At 60.7% G+C, this 19,045-nt stretch carries 16 protein-coding genes and 3 pseudogenes; 6 read left to right on the top strand and 13 right to left on the bottom strand.

Going from position 1 to position 19,045, the window contains the following annotated elements:
• Window positions 1–182: 182 nt before the first annotated feature.
• The 10 genes and pseudogenes from ACLQ7E_RS19410 to ACLQ7E_RS19365 all read right to left on the bottom strand — a co-directional run.
• Entirely contained in the window at window positions 183–404 is a 222-nt protein-coding gene (locus tag ACLQ7E_RS19410; RefSeq protein WP_411734220.1) for a WhiB family transcriptional regulator, read from the bottom strand.
• A gap of 68 nt (window positions 405–472) precedes the next feature.
• Complete coding sequence (locus ACLQ7E_RS19405; RefSeq protein WP_411734219.1) at window positions 473–631, bottom strand: hypothetical protein; 159 nt, start codon at window positions 629–631, stop codon at window positions 473–475.
• Between the two features lie 262 nt (window positions 632–893).
• Window positions 894–1,271, bottom strand: a complete 378-nt coding sequence (locus ACLQ7E_RS19400) for a hypothetical protein (RefSeq protein ID WP_411734218.1) — start codon at window positions 1,269–1,271, stop codon at window positions 894–896.
• Between the two features lie 139 nt (window positions 1,272–1,410).
• On the bottom strand, window positions 1,411–2,709 hold the full coding sequence (locus ACLQ7E_RS19395) for an AAA family ATPase (RefSeq protein ID WP_411734217.1): 1,299 nt from the start codon (window positions 2,707–2,709) through the stop codon (window positions 1,411–1,413).
• Complete coding sequence (locus tag ACLQ7E_RS19390) at window positions 2,706–3,209, bottom strand: hypothetical protein (protein WP_411734216.1); 504 nt, start codon at window positions 3,207–3,209, stop codon at window positions 2,706–2,708. Before ACLQ7E_RS19390 ends, ACLQ7E_RS19395 begins: the two co-directional genes overlap by 4 nt.
• Before the next feature lie 2 nt (window positions 3,210–3,211).
• Window positions 3,212–3,412: a hypothetical protein gene (locus ACLQ7E_RS19385; protein WP_411734215.1), complete on the bottom strand. Its 201-nt coding sequence runs from the start codon at window positions 3,410–3,412 to the stop codon at window positions 3,212–3,214.
• Between the two features lie 212 nt (window positions 3,413–3,624).
• Complete coding sequence (locus ACLQ7E_RS19380) at window positions 3,625–5,034, bottom strand: recombinase family protein (RefSeq protein ID WP_411734214.1); 1,410 nt, start codon at window positions 5,032–5,034, stop codon at window positions 3,625–3,627.
• A gap of 7 nt (window positions 5,035–5,041) precedes the next feature.
• Window positions 5,042–5,923, bottom strand: coding sequence for a type II secretion system F family protein (locus ACLQ7E_RS19375; RefSeq protein ID WP_411734213.1), 882 nt, complete (start codon window positions 5,921–5,923; stop codon window positions 5,042–5,044).
• Complete coding sequence (locus tag ACLQ7E_RS19370; RefSeq protein WP_411734212.1) at window positions 5,920–6,771, bottom strand: type II secretion system F family protein; 852 nt, start codon at window positions 6,769–6,771, stop codon at window positions 5,920–5,922. The genes ACLQ7E_RS19375 and ACLQ7E_RS19370 overlap by 4 nt, the downstream gene beginning before the upstream one ends.
• Window positions 6,768–7,094: pseudogene (locus tag ACLQ7E_RS19365) on the bottom strand (CpaF family protein); the annotation flags it as partial. The pseudogene ACLQ7E_RS19365 and the gene ACLQ7E_RS19370, both read right to left, overlap by 4 nt.
• Window positions 7,095–7,165: 71 nt before the next feature.
• Between ACLQ7E_RS19365 and ACLQ7E_RS19360 the strand changes: the two are divergent.
• From ACLQ7E_RS19360 to ACLQ7E_RS19350, 3 genes are all read left to right on the top strand, one after another.
• Complete coding sequence (locus ACLQ7E_RS19360) at window positions 7,166–8,545, top strand: recombinase family protein (protein ID WP_411734211.1); 1,380 nt, start codon at window positions 7,166–7,168, stop codon at window positions 8,543–8,545.
• A gap of 540 nt (window positions 8,546–9,085) precedes the next feature.
• Window positions 9,086–9,865 carry an ATP-binding protein gene (locus tag ACLQ7E_RS19355; RefSeq protein WP_411734210.1) on the top strand — a complete coding sequence of 260 codons (780 nt, stop codon included), beginning with the start codon at window positions 9,086–9,088 and terminating at the stop codon, window positions 9,863–9,865.
• Between the two features lie 110 nt (window positions 9,866–9,975).
• Complete coding sequence (locus ACLQ7E_RS19350) at window positions 9,976–11,265, top strand: hypothetical protein (protein WP_411734209.1); 1,290 nt, start codon at window positions 9,976–9,978, stop codon at window positions 11,263–11,265.
• Window positions 11,266–11,487: 222 nt separating this feature from the next.
• Here ACLQ7E_RS19350 and ACLQ7E_RS19345 read toward each other — a convergent pair whose 3' ends face one another.
• Complete coding sequence (locus ACLQ7E_RS19345) at window positions 11,488–15,015, bottom strand: hypothetical protein (protein ID WP_411734208.1); 3,528 nt, start codon at window positions 15,013–15,015, stop codon at window positions 11,488–11,490.
• A 425-nt stretch (window positions 15,016–15,440) separates the two neighbouring features.
• Between ACLQ7E_RS19345 and ACLQ7E_RS19340 the strand changes: the two genes are divergently transcribed.
• On the top strand, window positions 15,441–15,740 hold the full coding sequence (locus ACLQ7E_RS19340; protein ID WP_411734207.1) for a hypothetical protein: 300 nt from the start codon (window positions 15,441–15,443) through the stop codon (window positions 15,738–15,740).
• 51 nt (window positions 15,741–15,791) lie between these two features.
• Here the strand turns inward: ACLQ7E_RS19340 and ACLQ7E_RS19335 are convergent, their stop codons facing one another.
• Window positions 15,792–16,247 carry a hypothetical protein gene (locus ACLQ7E_RS19335; protein ID WP_411734206.1) on the bottom strand — a complete coding sequence of 152 codons (456 nt, stop codon included), beginning with the start codon at window positions 16,245–16,247 and terminating at the stop codon, window positions 15,792–15,794.
• 669 nt (window positions 16,248–16,916) lie between these two features.
• Here ACLQ7E_RS19335 and ACLQ7E_RS19330 point away from each other — a divergent pair.
• Window positions 16,917–17,267: pseudogene (locus ACLQ7E_RS19330) on the top strand (IS30 family transposase); the annotation flags it as partial.
• A gap of 578 nt (window positions 17,268–17,845) precedes the next feature.
• Window positions 17,846–18,751, top strand: coding sequence for a hypothetical protein (locus ACLQ7E_RS19325; RefSeq protein ID WP_411734221.1), 906 nt, complete (start codon window positions 17,846–17,848; stop codon window positions 18,749–18,751).
• Between the two features lie 85 nt (window positions 18,752–18,836).
• Here the strand turns inward: ACLQ7E_RS19325 and ACLQ7E_RS19320 are convergent.
• A pseudogene (locus ACLQ7E_RS19320) lies at window positions 18,837–19,045 on the bottom strand (IS1380 family transposase); the annotation flags it as partial.

The raw sequence follows: 19,045 nt of genomic DNA, 5'->3' as shown, positions 1-19,045 counted from the left end.
ACCCGCAAGTTGTCGGGGGCGGGCCCGGGGGTGGGGGGCCCTTGATTTGTTACCCCCGCCGGCCCGGGGGGCCTGCTGGTGCCCCCGGGGGCGGGTCGGTGGCGGCCTGCTGGCGGTGCGGTGGCTCCGAGTGCTGCGCTGGGAGTTGAGGCGCGGAGGCGGGCTGTGGTGCGTCCGGCTTTTCATGCGGCATCACCCTTGGCTTCGCGTCGTATCCGGCGGCGATCCTGGGGCCGGGTGCCTCCCCAGACCCCAGAGGTTTGGTTGCTTGCGAGGGCGAACGACAAGCACTCGGGCTTGAGCCCACAAGAACCACACAGCTTGACCGCGATCGCTTGATCGGCGGGCGATGCGTCCGGCTGCCACTCTTGCCCGCCCCGACAGGGCAGGGTATGCCCGGACATCTTTGCCAGGAGGTCGAGCCAAGCACGTGATGTCACGTCCTTGTCCTCGGCCCTGCGTGGGTCGGACCTCATGGCTGCACCTCGGTGTCGAGGAGCTGGGCGAGGAGCTCCACGAGCCGGGCCACCTCGGTGGCGGTGGCCTTGATGGTGTGCTGGGTGCCGGGTGCGGCGGCCTCGGGAGCCGGTGGGTCGAGGCCGGGCCGCGGGCCGGGTGGCTTGGGGCTCATGGCTGGGGCTCGCTCTCGGGCTCGGGCTCGGGGCATGTTGGGTGGATACCGGCGGCTTGGACGGCGGGGTGCAACGGGTCGCCGCAGGATCGGCAGTGGGTCCGCCCAGTTGGCCCACCGATCCCCCTGTCATGAGCTGACTGGGCTGACTGTGGGCCAACTGTGGTTTCTAGGGATCTTTGGGGCAATGACCATTTTGTGGTGCGGTGGCAGGCTGCGCAGTCGAGGGGCGGGGCCGGGGTGTTCATGGCTGGGGCTCCGTTCAGTCGGCCTGGGGTTGCGTCAGCACGGCGAGGTAGGCGGTGATGAAGGCGGTGACGGCGGCGCGCGCAATGGCCTTGCCGAAACCCATTGCCTCTAGGGAGTCCTCGAGCTCGAGGTCTAAGTTCTGCGTAAGCTCCGGGGTGTCGCTCATGTGTAGTTCGATGGCTTGCTGCGCCCGGATGACCATGGCGGTGGCGGCGTGGACCTCCTGGGCGGTTGTCGTGGGGTTGTGCAGGAAGATGGCGTCAGGGGGTGTTGCGGCGAGGAACCGGCCGCGTGGGCCGGTGCATTCCCACATGCCGGTCTTGAGGCGGCGGAGGGTTAGGTCGCCTTTGGTCCAGTAGCCTTCGGTGGTCTTGGCTGGGATGTTGGTCATGGTCGGGGTCCCTTGTCGGTGTCGGTTGGGGTGTTGTTGAGTGCGCCGTTATTCTTTGGTTCACTCGTGTGTTGGGTGTGCTGTGCGCAGTGCCCCCTTAAAGGGGCACTGGCGCACACACTTTCAGTGCACTGGCGCACTACGGTGCACTGCGGTGCACTGGTGCACTTGTGGGGTTGTTGAGGGCATGAAGCGTGGCTCGTTTGGGTCCCTGGAAGGTGAACACCCGCCCGTTCTTCCTCGCCGCCTTGATGCCGTCGTCAATGGTGCGGCGCGTGAATGGTGTCTCGGCCAGGGCATCGTGCACTCCACGCCACGAGAGCGGTTCGCCTGCCGCCTGGATCGCGTCAATGACTGCCTGAGCGGCTTCCTCGGCGGAGGATTCCTTGCGGCTGCCGCCGACGATCTCCATGCGCTCGGGCGGACCGCCGAGCTGCTGCTCGGGCTCGTTCACGTCGCGGCCATAGGCCGAGAAGAACCGGGTGGCGGTGGCCGGGTCCACTTCCCTGCTGGCGTCGCCTGGGTCTTGGAGGACGCCCTTCCAGGTGCCGTCCACGCCGCCAAGCAAGCCGGAGTCGCCGCGGGCGCGTTCCCCGCTGTGTCCCATGTGGTGCACGATGATAGATTCTTCCCCGCCGAGCTCGTAGACGAAGTTCTTCCATGCTTGGACGTAGCGCCCGGCTTCCCGGTTCTCATCGAGGGCGAAGGAGTCCAGGGCGGGGCGCAGGGCGTCGAGGATGTAGACCTCGGAACCTTCATAGAGCTTGACGAGCTCGAACCGTTTTTTGGGGTCGAGGATGTCAAAGGCGGCGGTGCGTCCGCGCAGGGAGACGATGTGCACGAGGTGCGTGTTCTTGATTCCGGCTTTCCGGAACCAGGCGCGGGTCATGCGGGGGTCCATTTCGTTGTCGAAGATGGTCACTCCGAATTCGACGGGTTCCACGCGGTATTTGCCGAGGAACAGGGTCCCGTCGACGAGGGCGCGCACGAGGCTGATGATGATACTGGTCTTGCCGAACTTGGCTATGGCGACGAACAGCATGCAGGCCCCGATGGGCAGGACACCTTCCACCCTGTAGGTTGCGGGATCGTCCGGTTGGGCGAGGAGGTCCTCGAGGGTCGTCGGGGTGGGCGGTGGTGCCGGTGGGGTATTTTCGGCAGCGAGGCGGCGGCGTGCGGCCTCGCGTACCCGGAGCTTCCGGAGTTCGTCGGCAACCTCGTAGTTGAAGATTTGTTCGGCGTCGCCGGTGGTGGCAACCTCCCCGGTTTCGACTTCCGTCAAGAGCCGGTCATATAAGGTCTCCCGCGCGGCATCGTCAATCTGTCCGCCGTCGAATTGGGTGTTGCTGACCTTGATGGCTTCGGTGTGGACTCGGCGGGCGAACCGCTGCCGCTGCGTCTCCGTGAGGGTGGCGATGCGGGCGTAGTGCTCGCTCATGGTGTCGCCGCCGATTCCTGGCCGATGGGGGCATCTGTGACGTAGTAGCCTTTGCCGCGCGGGTAGCGCTCATTGATGGCCTGGAGCTTGGCGGTGGTCTCGCGGAGATGCGCTAGCGGGGCCTTGATGCTTTTTTCCAGTTGCTCGGAGCTGATTTCATCGTGGCTGTAGTTGTCGATGATCCGGTCGACGACGCCTTGGTATTCGGCTTCCTGTTGTTCGAGCCGTTGGCGGCGGTGCCAGGTGCCTGCGGGCGGTGCGCAGTGGGCGACCCGGTGCCCGGTGCCGTCGCCTGACCCGCCGTTTCCGTGGGTGTGCTCGTGCCCGCAAAATGGGCACTTGACGATGATGAGGAGGGCTCCGGGGAAGGACTTGTTGGGGGCGGTGCGGATTATCGGGGCGTCGGGTATTCTTGAGTGTGGGAGTGATGACCCTACAACTGAATTTTCCTGAATGACGGCCCTGGCGGAGACGCCGGGGCCGTTTTCCGTGGGTGGCATGGTTACGCGCCGCCTAGGGCCGCGGCGATCAATGCGCGTTGCTCGGAGGTCAGCGGCGGGGCGTCGGCTACGGTCCTAGCTGCGTAGGCGAGGATCTTGGCGGCGGCGAGTTCCTGGCGGGCCTGTGCTACCGCGGCGGCGTCTTTGCGGCGTGTGGCAACGCCAAGGTCGGAACGTGCTTTGAGGACGGGTGAAACGGGCATGGTGTAGCTCCAAGGATGTGTGTTCCTTGGATGCTCAACCTGTAACAGTGGTCAATCGGTGCGACCAGTACAGCGTTTCATCCGGGCGAGACGGCAACCTGCGCTTCGTTTTAACCCCCGGACCCTTAGGCACCGATTCGCCTTCCGGGGCTACTTAGTGAGTCCAGTTTAAACCTGGACCTTAGGTAAATGCTAGCGGGGTGACCCCAATGTCAGTTTTTGAACTGTATGCGTATCAACTCCGGGTCCCTGCCCTTACCGATTCCCGCGGGCATGATGGTTACGGTCATGAGGGCTTGAATCAGGGCGCGTTTGCGTTCGAGAGGGGCTTCGTTCCAGCGTTCCCCGGCATCCGGGCCAGTGAGGCCGATTAGGCCGGGGACGGGAAGGAACGTGTCCGCTAACAGTTTCGCGTCCTCCAATTGCGGGCGCAGCTTGGCCGTGAGCCGCTTTAGCTGCGCCCCGGTAATCTCGTCGTTCTCGAACATATCGGCAGTGTTCAACAGTTTCGCCTCGAGGGCCTGGACTCGGTCGGCTGCTTCCTTGGCGCGTCCGGGGTCGCCTTCGGCCATGGCTTGGAGGGCGTCGGGATGCTGTAGCCGCTCGAGCATGTGCGCGATCACGACGGCGTCTACGAGTTCCTGTTTGCGGCGTATGCCGAAGCATGCGTTGCAGGAGTATGCGGCGGGCTGCTGCTTCCCCGTTTTGGGGTTACGGATGCCACGTAGCCGGCGCATGGTGCCTCCGCAGGCGCCACACAGCGCGATCCCGGAGAGAAGATGCTTCGGCGTGGATCCTTGGTAGGAGGCGCGTCGCTTGGGGTCCGCGAATAAGGCGGTCAGACGGTCGTGAGTGTCTTGGTCGTAGATGGGTTCCACGCGGGCCTGCCCGACGATGACGCCGCGGTGTGAGCGCAGACCGGCATTCGTGGGCCGTTGCAGGATTTGGCGTAGGACGGTGGAGTTCCAGCGCGGGGACCGGGGGCCGGGAATGCCGCGGGCGTTGAGGTTGGCGGTGATGCTGCGCAGGGATTCCCCGGCGAGGAGTCGGCGTGCGGCTTCGGCAACGATGGGAGCCGTTTTCGGGTCCTGCATGTCCTTCGGCCCGCCGGGTTCATGGTCCCCGGCTGGCAGGTATACCCGCATGAATCCGTAGGGCGCAAATCCGTGCGGCTCTCCCTTGAGTGCCTTGTCTTCGAACTTCCGCTTGAGTCGCCGGGATTGCTGGTCGGTGTCATGGCGGGCCACACTGCCCTTGATGCGGGCGGTCATGCGGCCTTGGGCCGTGGACAGGTCGATTTCGCCGCCGATGTTCGCCAGGGAGAGGCCGTGGGTGTCTGCGAGGTCGATGATGTCCTCGAGTTCCCGGGGGGTCCTGGTGAGCCGGTCAACATCCCACACGATCACGGCTTTGACGGTCCCGGACCGGACCGCTGTTAGCATCCGCTCATATTGGGGGCGGGGCTTGGAGCGGGTGGCCGATACGTCGTTGTCAACAAAGCTTTCGACCACGGTCCAGCCACGCCTGTTGGCTTCGGCTCGGCAGTCGTCCAACTGCCTGCTGACGCCTAGGCCCGTGTGTTCGGTGTCCTGCGATATCCGCACGTAAATTGCTGCATCCATGGAAAGATCATAGGCACATATTGACAGGAACCATCATGCCAATTTCCTTCTTGCCCGCGGTTTCCATCAGCTCCCTCTTGGCCGCATCACGCACGTCCTGGGCCTGGGCCCGCATGACAGCGGCGATGGGGGTCCCGCGTTCAGTGGCCACGGTGATGGCGTCGACGAACCTGGTCATTGCCGTGAGCTGTATCCGGTCGGACATGTCCGCGAGTGCCCCGGCCAGCGTCGCGCCGGCCCGGACGTGGGAAAGCGTGAGCGCGAATTCCTCGCTGAGGGCACCCCGGGAAGTGCGGGCCACCCGTTCGATCGACCCCACGGTGCTTTCCCCCGCGGCCACCGCCAGCGCCATGAGCTCCGCGATCGTGGGGAATTGGTTCAGGATCCGTTTGCTGCGGCGGGTGGTCTGCTCCCCCAGGTACCAGTCCCGCAGCAGGTAGCCGCCCACCGCGCAAAAGACCAGGACCACCAGCGCAAGCATCGGGTTGAAGCGCCCTGCCACGATGTTCAGGCCGATCAGCGCGGCACCCACCAACGTCAGCCCGGCTGACCACAAGAGCTGCTGGGCCCGGAAATCCAGTACGCCGATCCGCAGCCCGGCCCTGTCCAGGCGCCGGGACAGGGCCTCGTTGCTCGGATTCAGCCGCTGCGACATCCGTGCGACGTCGGCAAGGACCGGGCCCACGATGCGCCCGAGCGGCCCAAAGGGGGTTTGCGAGGCGAGCGGTTCGATGAGGATCCGTGAACCGCTCCTGCCGGCCCGCAGGTGCGGTGCCACACGTTGGGCGAAGGTCACAGGGCGCATCGCCGGGATCCGGACCAGCACGATCCACAGTCCGCTACCCAGGCACAGTCCCAACACGAGAGACAGGATCGTGGTGGTGCTCATCGAAACACCCGTTCTTCCTCGGGCAGGCGACCGATGCGCATCATCGCCCGATAGCAAATGAACGACACCACCAGGCCGCCGATGAGCACCAGCATTCCGGTGACGGTCGAATAGGCGTAGACCGCCGCGGGTTGGCCGGCCAGAAGCAACAGGATGACCCACGGGGCGGCGATGGCCAGCCGGGCAGCCGACACCGTCCAGGACTGCCTGGCCTCGAGTTCCCCGCGGGTGCGGGCCGAATCACGCAGGAAGGAGCTGAGCGTGCCCAGCATTTCTCCCAGGTCGGTGCCTCCAACCTCGCGGGTGATGCGCAGCGCCTCGACGATCTTGTCGGCGACAGGGTCGGCCAGGCGCGCCGCGAGGCGTTCGAGCGAATCGTTGAAGCGGGCTGTCGCCCGGTAGTCCAGGCCGAAGTCGGAGAAGGCCGGGCGCAACGCCTCGGGCCCCTGCTGCCCCAACTGGGTCAGCGCCTCCGGCAGCGACATCCCGGCCCTGATTGCCGAACGCAGGTGATCGACGACGTCCGGCCACTGCTCCCGCAGGTTCGCAGCCCGTTTGGTCGCCTGATGCGCCACGAGCCCCCACGGCGCACCCAGGCCGAACCCGGCGAAGGTCAGGGAGATCAGCGGCGCTCCGGTCAGGATGAGCACGACGAGCCCGACGATGACACCGGCGGTGATCGAGGCAGAGATGAAGCCGCCCCGGGTGACCTTGTCCAGGCCTGCACGCAGCAGCAGGATTTCGATGCGCCCGTCGGCGGTCCGGGCTCGCGCCCCCGCCGCGGAGGTGAAGGAGCGATAGACCAGCAACAGCCCGAAGCCGAGGGTGAGACCCAGGAACACGCTCATGCCACCATCCGCCCCAGCTCCGCGACGTCGATGCCGGCGTCGAGCAATTTCGGGTGCGCCAGGTCCGCGGCGGGTTGCAGTTCCAGCACCCCTTCGACGTGTTCAAACAGCATCGTGGTTTCGATCGCACCGTTTTCCACGCGGCGGCCCAATGCCATGATCTCCCCCACGAAGCGCCTTCCCGCGGCGTCGCGCCGGCAGTGGACGACCAGGTCGAGGCAGGCGGCCACGGTCGGAATGACGAAGTTCGGCGAAATGTTCTCGCCTGCCAGAAGCGGCAGCGTGCAGATCTTCGTCAAGGCGTCTGATGCATGTTTATTATGACTTGCACTGGGGTCTCGTGTTCAAAAAACTTGCACTTTGCCCCAGTGCAAGTAGTAAGTAGGCTCTTCCTATGGCAGAGGCAAAGCGTGTTGCAATATACGCGCGCATTAGTAAAGATTTGACGCTGCAGGGTTTAGGTGTCGAGCGACAGCTCACGGACTGTCGCAAATATGCTGACGAGCACGGGCAGCGCATTGTCGAAGAGCTCGTGGACAATGACATTTCCGCTTCGGGGCTCAAGAAGCGTCCGTCCTACCTGCGCCTTAAAGAACTGATGGAAGCGCGCGGCGTAGACGTAGTGCTGGTTTACTCGATGGACCGTTTGCACCGATCCATGAAGGAACTGGTCGAATACCTCGATCTGAGCCGAAAAACGGAAATCGGCATAGCTTCGTGCACTGGCAGTAGCATCAACCTGGCCACGGCGGAAGGCCGCTTTCAAGCTCACATCTTTGGAGCGGTTGCGGCAGCCGAGCGAGAGAAGACCCAAGAACGCATCAAGCGGAAAATGGTCGACCTTGCGGAGAAGGGTCACTGGCCCGGCCGTCGCGTATACGGCTACACGGCCTCCGGGGAAATTGTGGAGGCCGAAGCCGAGGTGATACGCGAGCTCTGCGAGCGGGTGCTCCTGGGCCACGGATTGAATCAAATCAGTGCAGATCTCGAGCGGCGAAAGATTCCTACGCTGCAGGCGACGACGTGGCGGGCCTCAACCATCAGCAGCATTTGCTATAGTGCGCGGATTGCTGGCCACCGTGAACACCATGGTGTCATTGTGGCAAGAAACGCCTGGGCGGCAATTATTGACCAGGAGACCCATGCCCTCATACGTGCCCGTTTCGCACCAGGTCAAAGCGAGGGGCCAAAACGTGGCGGACCACGAAAGCATCTTCTGACAGGGCTCTTTCAATGCGGGATCTGCGGTCGTCCGATGGTGCGAGCTGTCAACGGCGCTCGGAAAATACCCAGTTATCGGTGCGCGAAGAATCAAGGCACGGTTAATTGCGGCCGAATCTCCATCGTCCTGGAAAAGGCGGAGGAGTTTGCGGCTGAAGCACTCTTCCAGGCGCACGAGAAGGTTATCGATGAGGCCCCTGAGTCAAGCGAAGCAAGCATCGCGCAGTGGACCGAGGCGCGCGACCGACTCGAGGACCGCAAGCAACAGCTGGCCAGGGCTTTCGCGGAGGGTGTCTTGGAGATGAAGGAGTGGATGACTGCCAAGAAGTCGATTGAAGAGCAGCTGGCCACTCTCCCGACACCTGTCATCTCACCCGTACGCCAGAGGGCAACTGCTGCTGAGCTTCGTCAGGCCTGGCCTCACCTCACAAGCCAACAGAAGCGATCGTACTTGGATGAGGCCATTGAAAAGATTGTTATCAAGCCGCGATTGATCACTAGCGGACAGAAAGTTTTCGATGGACGGCGTTTAGAAATTCACTGGAGAGTATAGGTTCAGGCAGCTCTGACTATAACCAGCCCGCGTCGTTCCAACGCATCGATGTCCCGCAAAATTCGGGACACGGCACGACGGTCCTCAATCTTCGGCGGTAGGCCTTGGGCAGCCCTTGACTCGCGAACCAGTTGTTTCAGGACGATAAGATCATTTTCATTCACACTACTTCTATGCAGCGAGATTGCTGACGGGTGTCACTGACGGTTTTCGGCCTCGCGTCCCTTGCGTTGCAGGACAAAGGCGAAAACAGAACCGCGGCACCGAGCGATCACAGAAGGCCGCCACTGAGGGCCGAAGTCCACACGGCGGTTCTCAGCCCTTCAAGTTTGACGTGGAGACTGGCAAGACGAAGTCTCGTCAAAGGATCCTTTGGTGAGACCGAATCGAAACGCCAAATAGGCTCGTAATCCGTTTCTCAAACTACGGGGCGGTGGCTTATCGGCGGTAAACCATGGACAGGGAACTCGAATCGTTTGAGTCGCAGGCTAAGCTGGCCCAAACCCGAGATTGGGCTCGGGGGCCTAAGGGGGAACTACCTTGTTCGACATTGGATACGCTTCTGAAGAAAACCTGGTTCGCTTAGGCATACCGGTAGAGATGCGCGACCTGGCATGGGAAGACGGGATACACGTTCTGGCGGGTCCTGTTGGGAGCGGGAAGACTTCGACAGGCTTGCGATTGTCAGCCTTCGCAAGTGAGGTGTGTGGAACCAGGAGGGCTGCCCACGCGGTTGCGATTATTGCGCCCGATGCCGAAATTCCGGGTGACGTTTCCCGGAGTCGTCTGTCGATTGAACGCTTCCGTACCGGGGATGCCGATCGTGCGCAACAGTTCCGCGAGGCAATTGAAAACGGTGCCCATGTGATCTACCTCGATAACCTCAGTAGCGGTCCCGAAATGCGGGAGGTAATTAATGCCGCTCTGGAGGGCGTGCTCGTTTTCTGTTCCATGGCCGAAGCAGCCGGGGAGTCGGCGGACAAAATGGATAAACTCTGCATAAGTGGCAATCAATACTTAACACTGTTGTACGGGACCCGTCGCACCGTAAACAACCTTCTGCTGGTTCCCGGCAAACATGGTGATCACCTATTCACGGCGCAGGAACGCTTGGTCGAAAGTCCCGCGGGTGAAGGCTACGAGGAACCTCGATGGCCGCGACAAGCGCTCCCTCCAACGCGAGCAGCCCGGGTATCCAACAAGGACAATTTCGAACGGCTAGCCGAACTCCGGATGTCCGGCAAGAACATGGCTCAACGGATGGCGGAAGCCCGGGCACGCAATGTCTCACGTCGACGCCGAGAACCAGAGGATTCCTGAACATACCCGGTCGTTGAAGTCTTCTTGCCGAGAGCCGAATTTACTCTGCCGTAAGTTGTAGATGGGTTCATCAGCATGTGTGTCTATCGAAGTTCTGGAAGGGGTCAAAGATGCAAGACGGGCAATACCAAATCGAGGTTGCACTTAGGCTCGTCTTGGCGGGGAACTCCGACGGGCGTGCCCTCGAAGAATTTGTTGACCGGTACTCCACGTTGATGAGGAACTTCGAGGTGGCACCTAGGGAACAAGATCGATATCCCATCGACTACGTCACCGTGCAGTTTGAACGGATCAGGTCACTTCTTGAGAATAAAGGAATCTATCTGCGGAATAGGCGGACTGGATGGGAAAGTCGGACCCGTAGGTTACTCGACGTCCCCAAGGCCATTGAGGACGTGGATTCTGCGGACATCGTCGAGGCTTTGTGTGTTCTTGGGGATTTGAGGGTTCTGCCCATTGGGCAATGGGCGTCCAAAAGGGCCCTGAAGGGGGTCCACCTGCTGCTGAAGAGACTCCTCCGTGATCTATTGAACCTGTCCTCCGTACGCGGTCGCGTGGACGAAGGCCAACGTTGGGAATGGGATGAGCTCGACAGCCCCTGGGCTGAGTCGGCGGACAACCGGGATTTTGGTTACATGGAGGTTCTCAGGGCAATAAATAATTCCACGGATATTTCGTCAATACCGGCAAATCCAACCGGTGCAGCAGACCTCCCCCACTACATCCGATACTGGTTCACCCTCTCAGCCATTGTCGTTGGGCATCTTGGGTGGAGGCATCCTGCGGTTGGTATTGCCGCTTGGATCAATAACGGTATGCAGGACGATGATGCGGTCATGTCCGGAGTGAAACAGCTATGGGGACTCTACGCTGCATCATTGCTCGCTGAACCAAGCAAGAACAATCTCCTAGAAATGGCCTCCGAAGTCCTTCAACCTCAAGAGAACACTTCGACCCAGGCTCGGAGCTACGCACAGCTGGATTCCCCGGAAGAGGTTCGATTTCGCCTGCTTCTCCAAGAGAAATCGGAGTCGGATGTAAAATGGGGTGCCCCTAATACTGGTGGATCAGATCCGCTTCATTTAATATCGCACGTCGTTTCAATGCTGGGAGATTTTCAATCCACACACAACCTGGAGCAGAGTGGTGCGACACTACTCCACACTGCCGTCGACTCACACGAAGCTCGGGCCAGTCTCCTGATTGAAAGCCGGTACCCCTGGTATTCAGCACTAACCAAGTGGGGGGACCAAATTCCTAGACGGCACGACGGCAGGTCCTGGCGGGTAGACGTTACGTCAAAGAACTATGGATACATTGGCGAATTTCGCCGATCTAGCGTCACCGGACTTTGGTTTGCCGGAAAGCACTCCAGCCACATGTTAGGTAATACCGCTTAGCTTGGACCTTTCTTATGCATAGGCCAAAAATAAACAGCCACACGCCATTTCTCGACTCCTCGCGCTTCCTCAAAAACGATCCTTTGTCAGGACGACCGAAAGGCAGCGGTATGGTCAAGCTCAGCGTTTCTGCTGGGTGTGGACTTCAGCGCTCGACGGCGGATTGGCTAATCGGCGACCTGGCGCAGCTCTCGCAGGGTGAAAGATATTGTCCACAGGTTTCTACCAGCCGCGACGTCGTTCCTGCTTCTCTTTCGCCAGTGCGGCCTCGAGTTGTCTGCCTAGCTCCTCGGCTGCCAGGGCACAGACTTCGTCGAGCTCGGACTGTTGCTTGCGCAGCTTTGCGAAGAACTCGAGATCACTGAGAATCGAATTCGACTCGTTCCCGGTCCAATTGCTATTTCCAAGGGCGGCAGCGACGATTCGACGTGGAGCAACTCGTGCAGCCACGAGAGCCGGTGCCAGCGCCACGACGGTGTGATCTCGATAGCCTGACATTGATCGGAGAAGAACCTCACCATCTACCACGCCCCCATCCAGCAACTCGATGGCAAGCTTCGTATCGGTACCCAGCACGTCTCCTGCGCAACCACTGCGGATCAGCGTCTCGGCATCGAGGGTCGTGACGATCCGCCGCTTTTGATCCTGCGGGAGGCTCCTCAACACATCAGGGAATGACCTCACCAGTCGGTGCGCACGCGAGGAGAATCCAGGCGTTTCCGCGTTCGCGATGAACCACTCGGCGCAAAGCTCGGGATCAGTGGTGACAGCGTGCTTGAGTATCTCGCCGAGGCGCCATTTTGAGTGCTGCGGCATCTGGTCGGGAGCTGCCCCGACCAGTGCTGTCCGCCAGGCGGGCCTGAGTTCCTCGGGCAACGCCGGTCCATGTCCTCGTGCTCCCTCCCCGAAGGCGACGGCAGCGAGGGCTCGTACTGACGTGCGCGGGTGCATGAGCAGCTCACGAAGGATTGGGGTCACCGACTCATGGATCCACAGGTCATCGATCAGCGGTACGTCATCGTCGGTTAGTCCGTCGATGACAGTCTGCGCCAGAACATCCAGGTCGGCGTCTTCGTGCGTGATTGCGCGCAGAATCTCTGGTCGCAGTTCAGGGACCTCGATTGCCGACATAACCAAATCATCGATATCAGCACCATCTTCGCGCGCCTTGGTCAGCAACGGCGCAACGAGGGGACGGGCGATTGCCCTAATAGCGGCTTCCAGCCAGGCGCCAGAGTTGGTCACATATTCGGCAAGCGTGCCCGCGAACTGAGTGCCTTCATGGTTACCATCGAGTACCGATGCCTCGACCACAAGCCGTCGGTACTCAGCGACGCCCGCCGCAGCCGTTTGCCTGTCTAGCTCGCGGGCCAGGGACGTCAGTTGCTCCCGACGGCCGGCCATCCAAACGTCGATGTCGTCGTCAGGTTCTCGCACTCCCACGAAGCGAGCGAGGCGGTCGTCGTCGACCGGGAGCTCCGCCAGCGTTGTAGGCCCGCCGTTCCACATCGAGACGAGTGCGAGCCGCTTGTTGACCCGAATTGGCACCGCCGTGAAGTGTTTTGCCAGCACCGTCAGGGTGCTGAGCACCAGCTCGGCTCCCCTCGCGCCGACAACCCTGTGCTCGGGCGAGGCATTGCCCCCATGGTTGGTGGTTCCTGCTGCAATCGCAGACCATGAATCAAAGATTTCGCAGAGGTGTACCACTGCGCGATGGGTGATGCTCGAAGCTGCCGCCCCCCGGACTCTGGAATCGATCGTGTTCCAGAGTGCGAGCAGCGTTCCCATTGCATCCGGTGTCATGTCGCCCTGAGACATGGTGAAGTTGAGGTGACTGCTTGGCTCATTCCAGTTGCCCTCAACACGGGGGTCGAAGACGTAATGTGAGACTTCTGCGAACACCTGCCACCGGGCCGCGTCGGGATTTTCATCGAACCACTCGAGCGTGTATTTCAAGATACGATCGCGCAAGGTATCAACGGGTCCCAGATCAGGGTCGAGGTAGTGCGCCATGTTCTGGATAACCCGCATCGGGTTTTCGGGGTGCTGGTGTCGAGGCCGCGCGTCGGTGATGGCGAGGTCGAGCAGCCCACGAGTGGCCTCTCGAGAACATGAACGGCGGAAAGCGGTGCGGAAAATTTTCTGTGCAGCAGTGCCCTTGGGGTCGTAGGTGATATCGCCGTATAGGGTCTGAGACGTGCGAGGCGAATCGAGGACAGCGCGGGCGAGGAGGACGGCGCGGTCAGCCGAAGTCTCGTCGATGCCACTGTAGGCCTCTACCAAGGCAAGCGGGATCTCTTCGACTTCCTTTGTCGATATGTTGTCGAACCACGTATCCGCCAGCGCCTGAACGCCTGTGTCTGGTACATCGTTAGCGAGATTGAGGACTGTGCGGTCCAGTCGTTCGTCATGGGGGAACTTTACGGCGAACGAGGCCCAACTCCTTCGCTTTCTCACCCCGAAGAAGGTCGATGCGACGATCAGTGAGCGGAGTGGAGCAAGCACAGACCACTTGTCGCTTGTCCGCTCCACGAGACCTCCCTGAGCGGTGATCTCGAGCCAGGCGATCAAGTCGGCGTACGGGACACCAGCATGGCTCGCGATAATCTCGATGTCCTCGAGGGAGGCTGCGCCGAGTGCGGCGATGCAGGCCAGCGCTTCATTGAGTACGGCGTTGCCTGCAATAGCGGTGGCGAGGCCGGCGACTTGGTCAAGAAGCGATTGACCGGTTGCGAGGTCGTCGCCTGCACCGTTGATGACCAAACGCGCGAGGATGGCCGCCCAGCCCGGTCGGCCGTCGGACTGCTCGAGTACCAGTGAACGCGCGCGGACGCCGTGGACTCCGAGCGCTTGGATCATTTGATCGAGTGCGGCTCTCGCTAGGCGGTCCACCTCGACCCGCGTCGGCTTGTTGAGCAGAGCCTCTACCGGAGCCTCGGCTCCTGGCCACGTCGCGGCGACTATGGTGAAGCTGAAACGTTCCTTGCTGCGAATGCTGACCAGCTGCTCAAGAAGCTCCTGATTAAGGTGGGCATCGTCTAGCACTACGGTCGTTGGTTCGATGGCGAACAGGTCGTCGGCAAGATGGTCGCGGGCAAGGCGGTCGATGAAGTGGACGCTGCCTTCGAGCTCCGCTAGCAGGCGGCTCTTACCAACTCCGGGAACGCCCACTAATGAGACATCGGCCATCAGCGTTACCGCGGCGCGCAGATGATCCAGTTCCTCGTTCCGTCCGAACAGGTCGGTGAACGATGACGACGGTTCGGGTGCTTTAGTTGTCAGCGCTTCAAGACGACCTTGGACACCGGTCAGCTCAACGCGGAGATCCGGGTCGCGGCGCAGGGAGTCAACCAGCCATTGTCTTGCATATATGCGCGGCACCGGGAGATCATTGGCTCTACAATAGGTCTCGATGTTGCGGCGCTTGGTGTCCGAAAGACTTTTAGACGTAATCATCACAAGCTGGTCTACCCGGAACGCCTCGCCCGCATCCCAGAATTTTTTCCACGTTCTATGGCTGCTCTTGAGATTGCTAAGGGAATCGCTTATCGTCACCAAAATCCTCCCGCGAGAGTCGGGATCGTCAGCAATGGGAGCGATGATGTCGCCGTCGCGACCTCCATCACTGCCGCCTTCAATACCAACCACATTCTCGTAGTGGTTCGCCATCAGGGCCACGGCGCACCGCTCAAAAACGTCAGCGTCAATACCTGCGTCGAGCTTGCTCGTGATGCGTTCGTTCAGATTCATAGACTAAGACTGCCAGTAGCGCCCGGACCGTGGCGAACTTAGAGCAGGGCCGCGGCAGCAGCCTTGAGACGTTCCTGAGGGTTCTTCGGTACTTGGAACGGCTTGATGTGCTCGAATTCCTTGATGAAACCGAAGCCGAGCCGACGCCGATGGAGCCATTTCGAGCTTCGAAGCGAAAACCGATGAGACCTCAGCGCGCACCACGCACGCCGCGCCAATAACCCCAGTCCAGTGGCCGACCTTTGGATTGTCCCGTGGAACCCGTGCTGGTGCTGGCCAATCGCTTTAGGGAATCGGTCTAGCGCGCAAGGACCCAGCGTTCTTGGCAGGCTACCGCCCTACGTGGTTCAAGGATCTGGGTGCGGGCGATCGCCGGAAACGTGGGCAGCCTGCCGTCGAGCCTTGACCCGGTCTAGGGTTGTGCCATGACGAAGTCCAAGAGCCCAAACATCATTTTGAAGGTCACTACTTCGAATGGCGCTGTCCGCTACGTCAGCGAGACTGCCGGCATCGTGATGACGATCCCCCCGGTCGGGGCGGCGTGGACCCGCACGAATCGCTTCGACTCGATCATCGTCGTAGAGGGAGAGCCGATACGGCTAGGTTTCCGCGAAGGTACAGAGGTGGCAGGGGGGAAAATGCTTTCGAGGCATCCCGTGCGCAGCATCGAGCCAGCTGGCAAAGGCAATCCTCTGGAGGTCTGGCTTCGCGGCCACACTCTGTGATCTGGATCGATGTTGTCCTCGGAGGTAATGAACATCTATAAAGAATGGACTTCACCCAGAGGAGCTAGGCCGGCGTTCTGCCAGGCGATATATCAGACCGCACAAGGCAACATGCCGAAGGTCTTGCGGCAGTCGGCTCGCGTGGCGGTGCATGGCCTCCACAGCCTCCTCGACCCTATTCTGCTCAAGCTTCTCGAGGTTTTGCTTGTATTCCTCCGGAACCGCGGCTTCCTCGTACATCAAGAACGACTTGTCGATGTCAAAGTAATCAGCAACCCCGGACAAGATCTCCAGCTTGACCACCTTGTACGCGGTGTTGCGCAGAGCATGCCAGGTGCTCGTGCTGATCGTGATCTTACGTTGCGACATGAAAGTTTGGAGATCACCAATCTTCAAGGGGGATCCACTTCTGAGGGCCCACATGGCAACAAGATTGTTGACACGTTCGGCCTGGGTTTCCTTAGTAATCGTCAGCGTTTGCGTGATGATGTCCAGCTGTCGTCCCATGTCTCTTTCCTTTGCCTTTTCCGTATGACCTCTTGCAAGCCGCGCTGAACCAGCACCAGGCAAGCCAATGAGGCCGTGCACTTAACCCGTCGAACAAGCGACTCCCCCGAAGCCCCCAGCTACGCGCCATACGCGCGCTCGGTCAAGACGTCCTAACCTCGGACTGAGAGAGGGCTCCATGCTGCCTCAATTCCATGCACCCTAATTACACTATTAGTCCCATTACACATGTAGCAAATCGATCCTATTCATAATCTATTACAATTTGTGCTTTTGTGGTTTTGTGGTTTTGCGCCTTTGTGGTTTTGTGGTTTTGTGCGATTAGTGTGCTTGTCGAAGTCTGGTTGACCAATTTAGAGCATCCCGTGCTTTAGTCGATCTCTGTCCAGCTCGCCACTCATCAAGGGTGACGCGAGGTCACAACCGACGCTGGGATCAATGACAGCCATCCTCCATGTTTTTCAGCCGACGAGTCGGTACGCCGAACGTTTGACGCACCCAGAAATCGCAGCTTTTAGCGTGAGAATCAATTTATCTGAGTCCGCGGTCAGTCCATCCAACGACGTGCTCCCACTTGGCACCGCCTTCTTGAGACGACCAACAACCTTGGTATGGCTTGTGCCCGGATTTTGCTGCGGGCTACCGCCAACACTTCCTAAGACGCCTCACACCGCCGCGACGGTCCGCGACGGACTCATCAAGACCATGGGAGGACTGCCCGAACGCCTGAGGGGATCCCTGACCTGGGACCAGGGCGCCGAAATGGCCACGCACAAGGCCTTCTCCCTGGCCACCGACATGGACGTCTACTTCTGCGACCCGGCCAGCCCCTGGCAACGCGGATCCAACGAGAACACCAACGGGCTACTGCGTCAGTACTTCCCCAAAGGCACCGACCTGAACGCCTACAGCCAAGAGGACCTCGAACACGTCGCACAGGAACTCAACGCCCGACCACGCAAAACACTCCACTGGAAAACTCCGGCCGAGTCACTTCGTGATTTACTGATAGCCAGCTGACCTCGGGTGTGGCATCGACCCCTGGAATTCGCCGTTCCGGCATCGGCTGCAACCGCGCAGAGCATGATGGGAGGCCCCTATACCAGAAATACGGAAGCCCCGCTATGAAGCGGCATCATCCAGCCCAGCTCGGAGGATGCGCCAGCAATTGTTCGATCCTAGGAGTTTCGAGTCTAAGAAGCCCCGGCGGGCGCGGCACGAGTAGGGGTTACCCGAATATTCCCCCGGATACTTGGGCAGGAGGCGAGTCGATATTCACTCTGAAGGCACTCGGTACCTACCTATGCTCGGCCACCCGCATGCCGTTCGACCTGCGACGGATATGCTGTCAGCCATGGCCGGTTTGATGGATCGGCCGATACAGCGGGGACAACAAGCAAAGCTCTGTCAACGGGAGAAGGGGCCATTATGCAAGCGGTTGGGACGCCTTTGACGCGCATGACAGCAGTGGCGGGCGGACGTAAGCTGACAAAGCGCGAACGCTGACCGCGGCTACCATCCCACTTCCAAAGCCACAGCAGAACGCGGCCCCAAATTGTAGGTGTCGAGCGGCGTTCTTCACCATATAGAATACTTCTATGCCTCAGACGACCCAGGTGCTCCCCATCGAAGAAATTGAACCCGGCGGCGCGAACGTTCCAGTCACACAACTCTCCGCAGTCGAAGAGTTCAATCCCACTTCCGAGACCGGAGCAAGCAGGTACGCAGCTCCCTTGCCGGACGGCCTCCCGCTCGAGGCGCTCCTGGTCAACAAGAACTCTGATCTGCTTGTTGTCAGCCTCCATGGCGCAACTGACCGCGAGAAGTATTCCATCCCCCGTTTTGAGTGGCTCAAGAGCTTGCTGAAGACGGAGTACAGCGCCTTGTATTTGTCGGATGCGACGCTGTATCTGCGGGAGGATCTCCAGCTGGCCTGGTACACAGGGTCAGCGGACTTTGACCTCTACCCGATCTTGGCAGATTGGGCAGGCCGGGCCGCAGATGCGGTTGCGGCGAAAGGGATCATCTTCCTTGGGTCGTCCGGTGGAGGGCTCGCATCGCTTCAGATCTCGACATATATCCCGGGCAGCATGGCCTTACCGTTTAATTGCCAAACGAGCATCGCCAATTACCTCGTCAACGGCACACTCATGGGTGCGCAACGCGACTACGTTGAAGCCGTCATGCCACACCTTGCCTCTGAAGGTGTTTGGTCATTGCGTCCAGATGTGGACTGGTCAGTCCCGCTTGGTGACCGATCGTCTGCCCTGGTCCGCTACAAGCGTCTGCAGCAGAACTACGTGTACTACATACAAAACATGCGAGACTATCGGCACGTTGAACAGCACTACCAGCCTTTCCGGAAAGTGATCGAGTCAGGCCTGAACAGTGACCGGGTCCGGTTCCACCTCTACGAGGGCCCGGAAACGCACAACCCGCCACTGCCGGACATCTTCCATAGCAGCCTTGACGAAGCCGCCAATTGGTTGCGGGAGACACTTTAGGGGCTCGTGCTGAGCTTTTTCCCCCTGTGTTGCACGCTCGGTGTGGCGCCTGACCGGGGGACTGATCATGAGTGAGGCAGTTGACGAGGATCCCGCCGGCGCGGGTGAGGTTGTATGCCATGACCGCATCGACCAGCCAGGCCGAGTTCGCGGCGAAAGCACCTGAGGGCTAATGGGCCAGCTCACTGTCCTTCAAATCGGCGTTCACCTGCTCGATAACGGCGTGGCGTGTTTCCGGTGGGTTTTGTCGGCCGCGGCGGTGTCCAGGAGTTCGGCGTCCACGGTGGTGAAGAA

The organism is Paeniglutamicibacter sp. (assembly GCF_046714615.1).
In the GTDB taxonomy this organism is placed as follows: domain Bacteria; phylum Actinomycetota; class Actinomycetes; order Actinomycetales; family Micrococcaceae; genus Paeniglutamicibacter.
This window is presented reverse-complemented; position numbering and strand designations above follow the sequence as displayed.

What these genes read in the sequence shown, in the direction of transcription:
- ACLQ7E_RS19410 (WP_411734220.1), bottom strand. Translation starts at nt 404, where the DNA reads ATGTCCGGGCATACCCTGCCCTGTCGGGGCGGGCAAGAGTGGCAGCCG.
- ACLQ7E_RS19405 (WP_411734219.1), bottom strand. Translation starts at nt 631, where the DNA reads ATGAGCCCCAAGCCACCCGGCCCGCGGCCCGGCCTCGACCCACCGGCT.
- ACLQ7E_RS19400 (WP_411734218.1), bottom strand. Translation starts at nt 1,271, where the DNA reads ATGACCAACATCCCAGCCAAGACCACCGAAGGCTACTGGACCAAAGGC.
- ACLQ7E_RS19395 (WP_411734217.1), bottom strand. Translation starts at nt 2,709, where the DNA reads ATGAGCGAGCACTACGCCCGCATCGCCACCCTCACGGAGACGCAGCGG.
- ACLQ7E_RS19390 (WP_411734216.1), bottom strand. Translation starts at nt 3,209, where the DNA reads ATGCCACCCACGGAAAACGGCCCCGGCGTCTCCGCCAGGGCCGTCATT.
- ACLQ7E_RS19385 (WP_411734215.1), bottom strand. Translation starts at nt 3,412, where the DNA reads ATGCCCGTTTCACCCGTCCTCAAAGCACGTTCCGACCTTGGCGTTGCC.
- ACLQ7E_RS19380 (WP_411734214.1), bottom strand. Translation starts at nt 5,034, where the DNA reads ATGGATGCAGCAATTTACGTGCGGATATCGCAGGACACCGAACACACG.
- ACLQ7E_RS19375 (WP_411734213.1), bottom strand. Translation starts at nt 5,923, where the DNA reads ATGAGCACCACCACGATCCTGTCTCTCGTGTTGGGACTGTGCCTGGGT.
- ACLQ7E_RS19370 (WP_411734212.1), bottom strand. Translation starts at nt 6,771, where the DNA reads ATGAGCGTGTTCCTGGGTCTCACCCTCGGCTTCGGGCTGTTGCTGGTC.
- ACLQ7E_RS19360 (WP_411734211.1), top strand. Translation starts at nt 7,166, where the DNA reads ATGGCAGAGGCAAAGCGTGTTGCAATATACGCGCGCATTAGTAAAGAT.
- ACLQ7E_RS19350 (WP_411734209.1), top strand. Translation starts at nt 9,976, where the DNA reads ATGCAAGACGGGCAATACCAAATCGAGGTTGCACTTAGGCTCGTCTTG.
- ACLQ7E_RS19345 (WP_411734208.1), bottom strand. Translation starts at nt 15,015, where the DNA reads ATGAATCTGAACGAACGCATCACGAGCAAGCTCGACGCAGGTATTGAC.
- ACLQ7E_RS19340 (WP_411734207.1), top strand. Translation starts at nt 15,441, where the DNA reads ATGACGAAGTCCAAGAGCCCAAACATCATTTTGAAGGTCACTACTTCG.
- ACLQ7E_RS19335 (WP_411734206.1), bottom strand. Translation starts at nt 16,247, where the DNA reads ATGGGACGACAGCTGGACATCATCACGCAAACGCTGACGATTACTAAG.
- ACLQ7E_RS19325 (WP_411734221.1), top strand. Translation starts at nt 17,846, where the DNA reads ATGCCTCAGACGACCCAGGTGCTCCCCATCGAAGAAATTGAACCCGGC.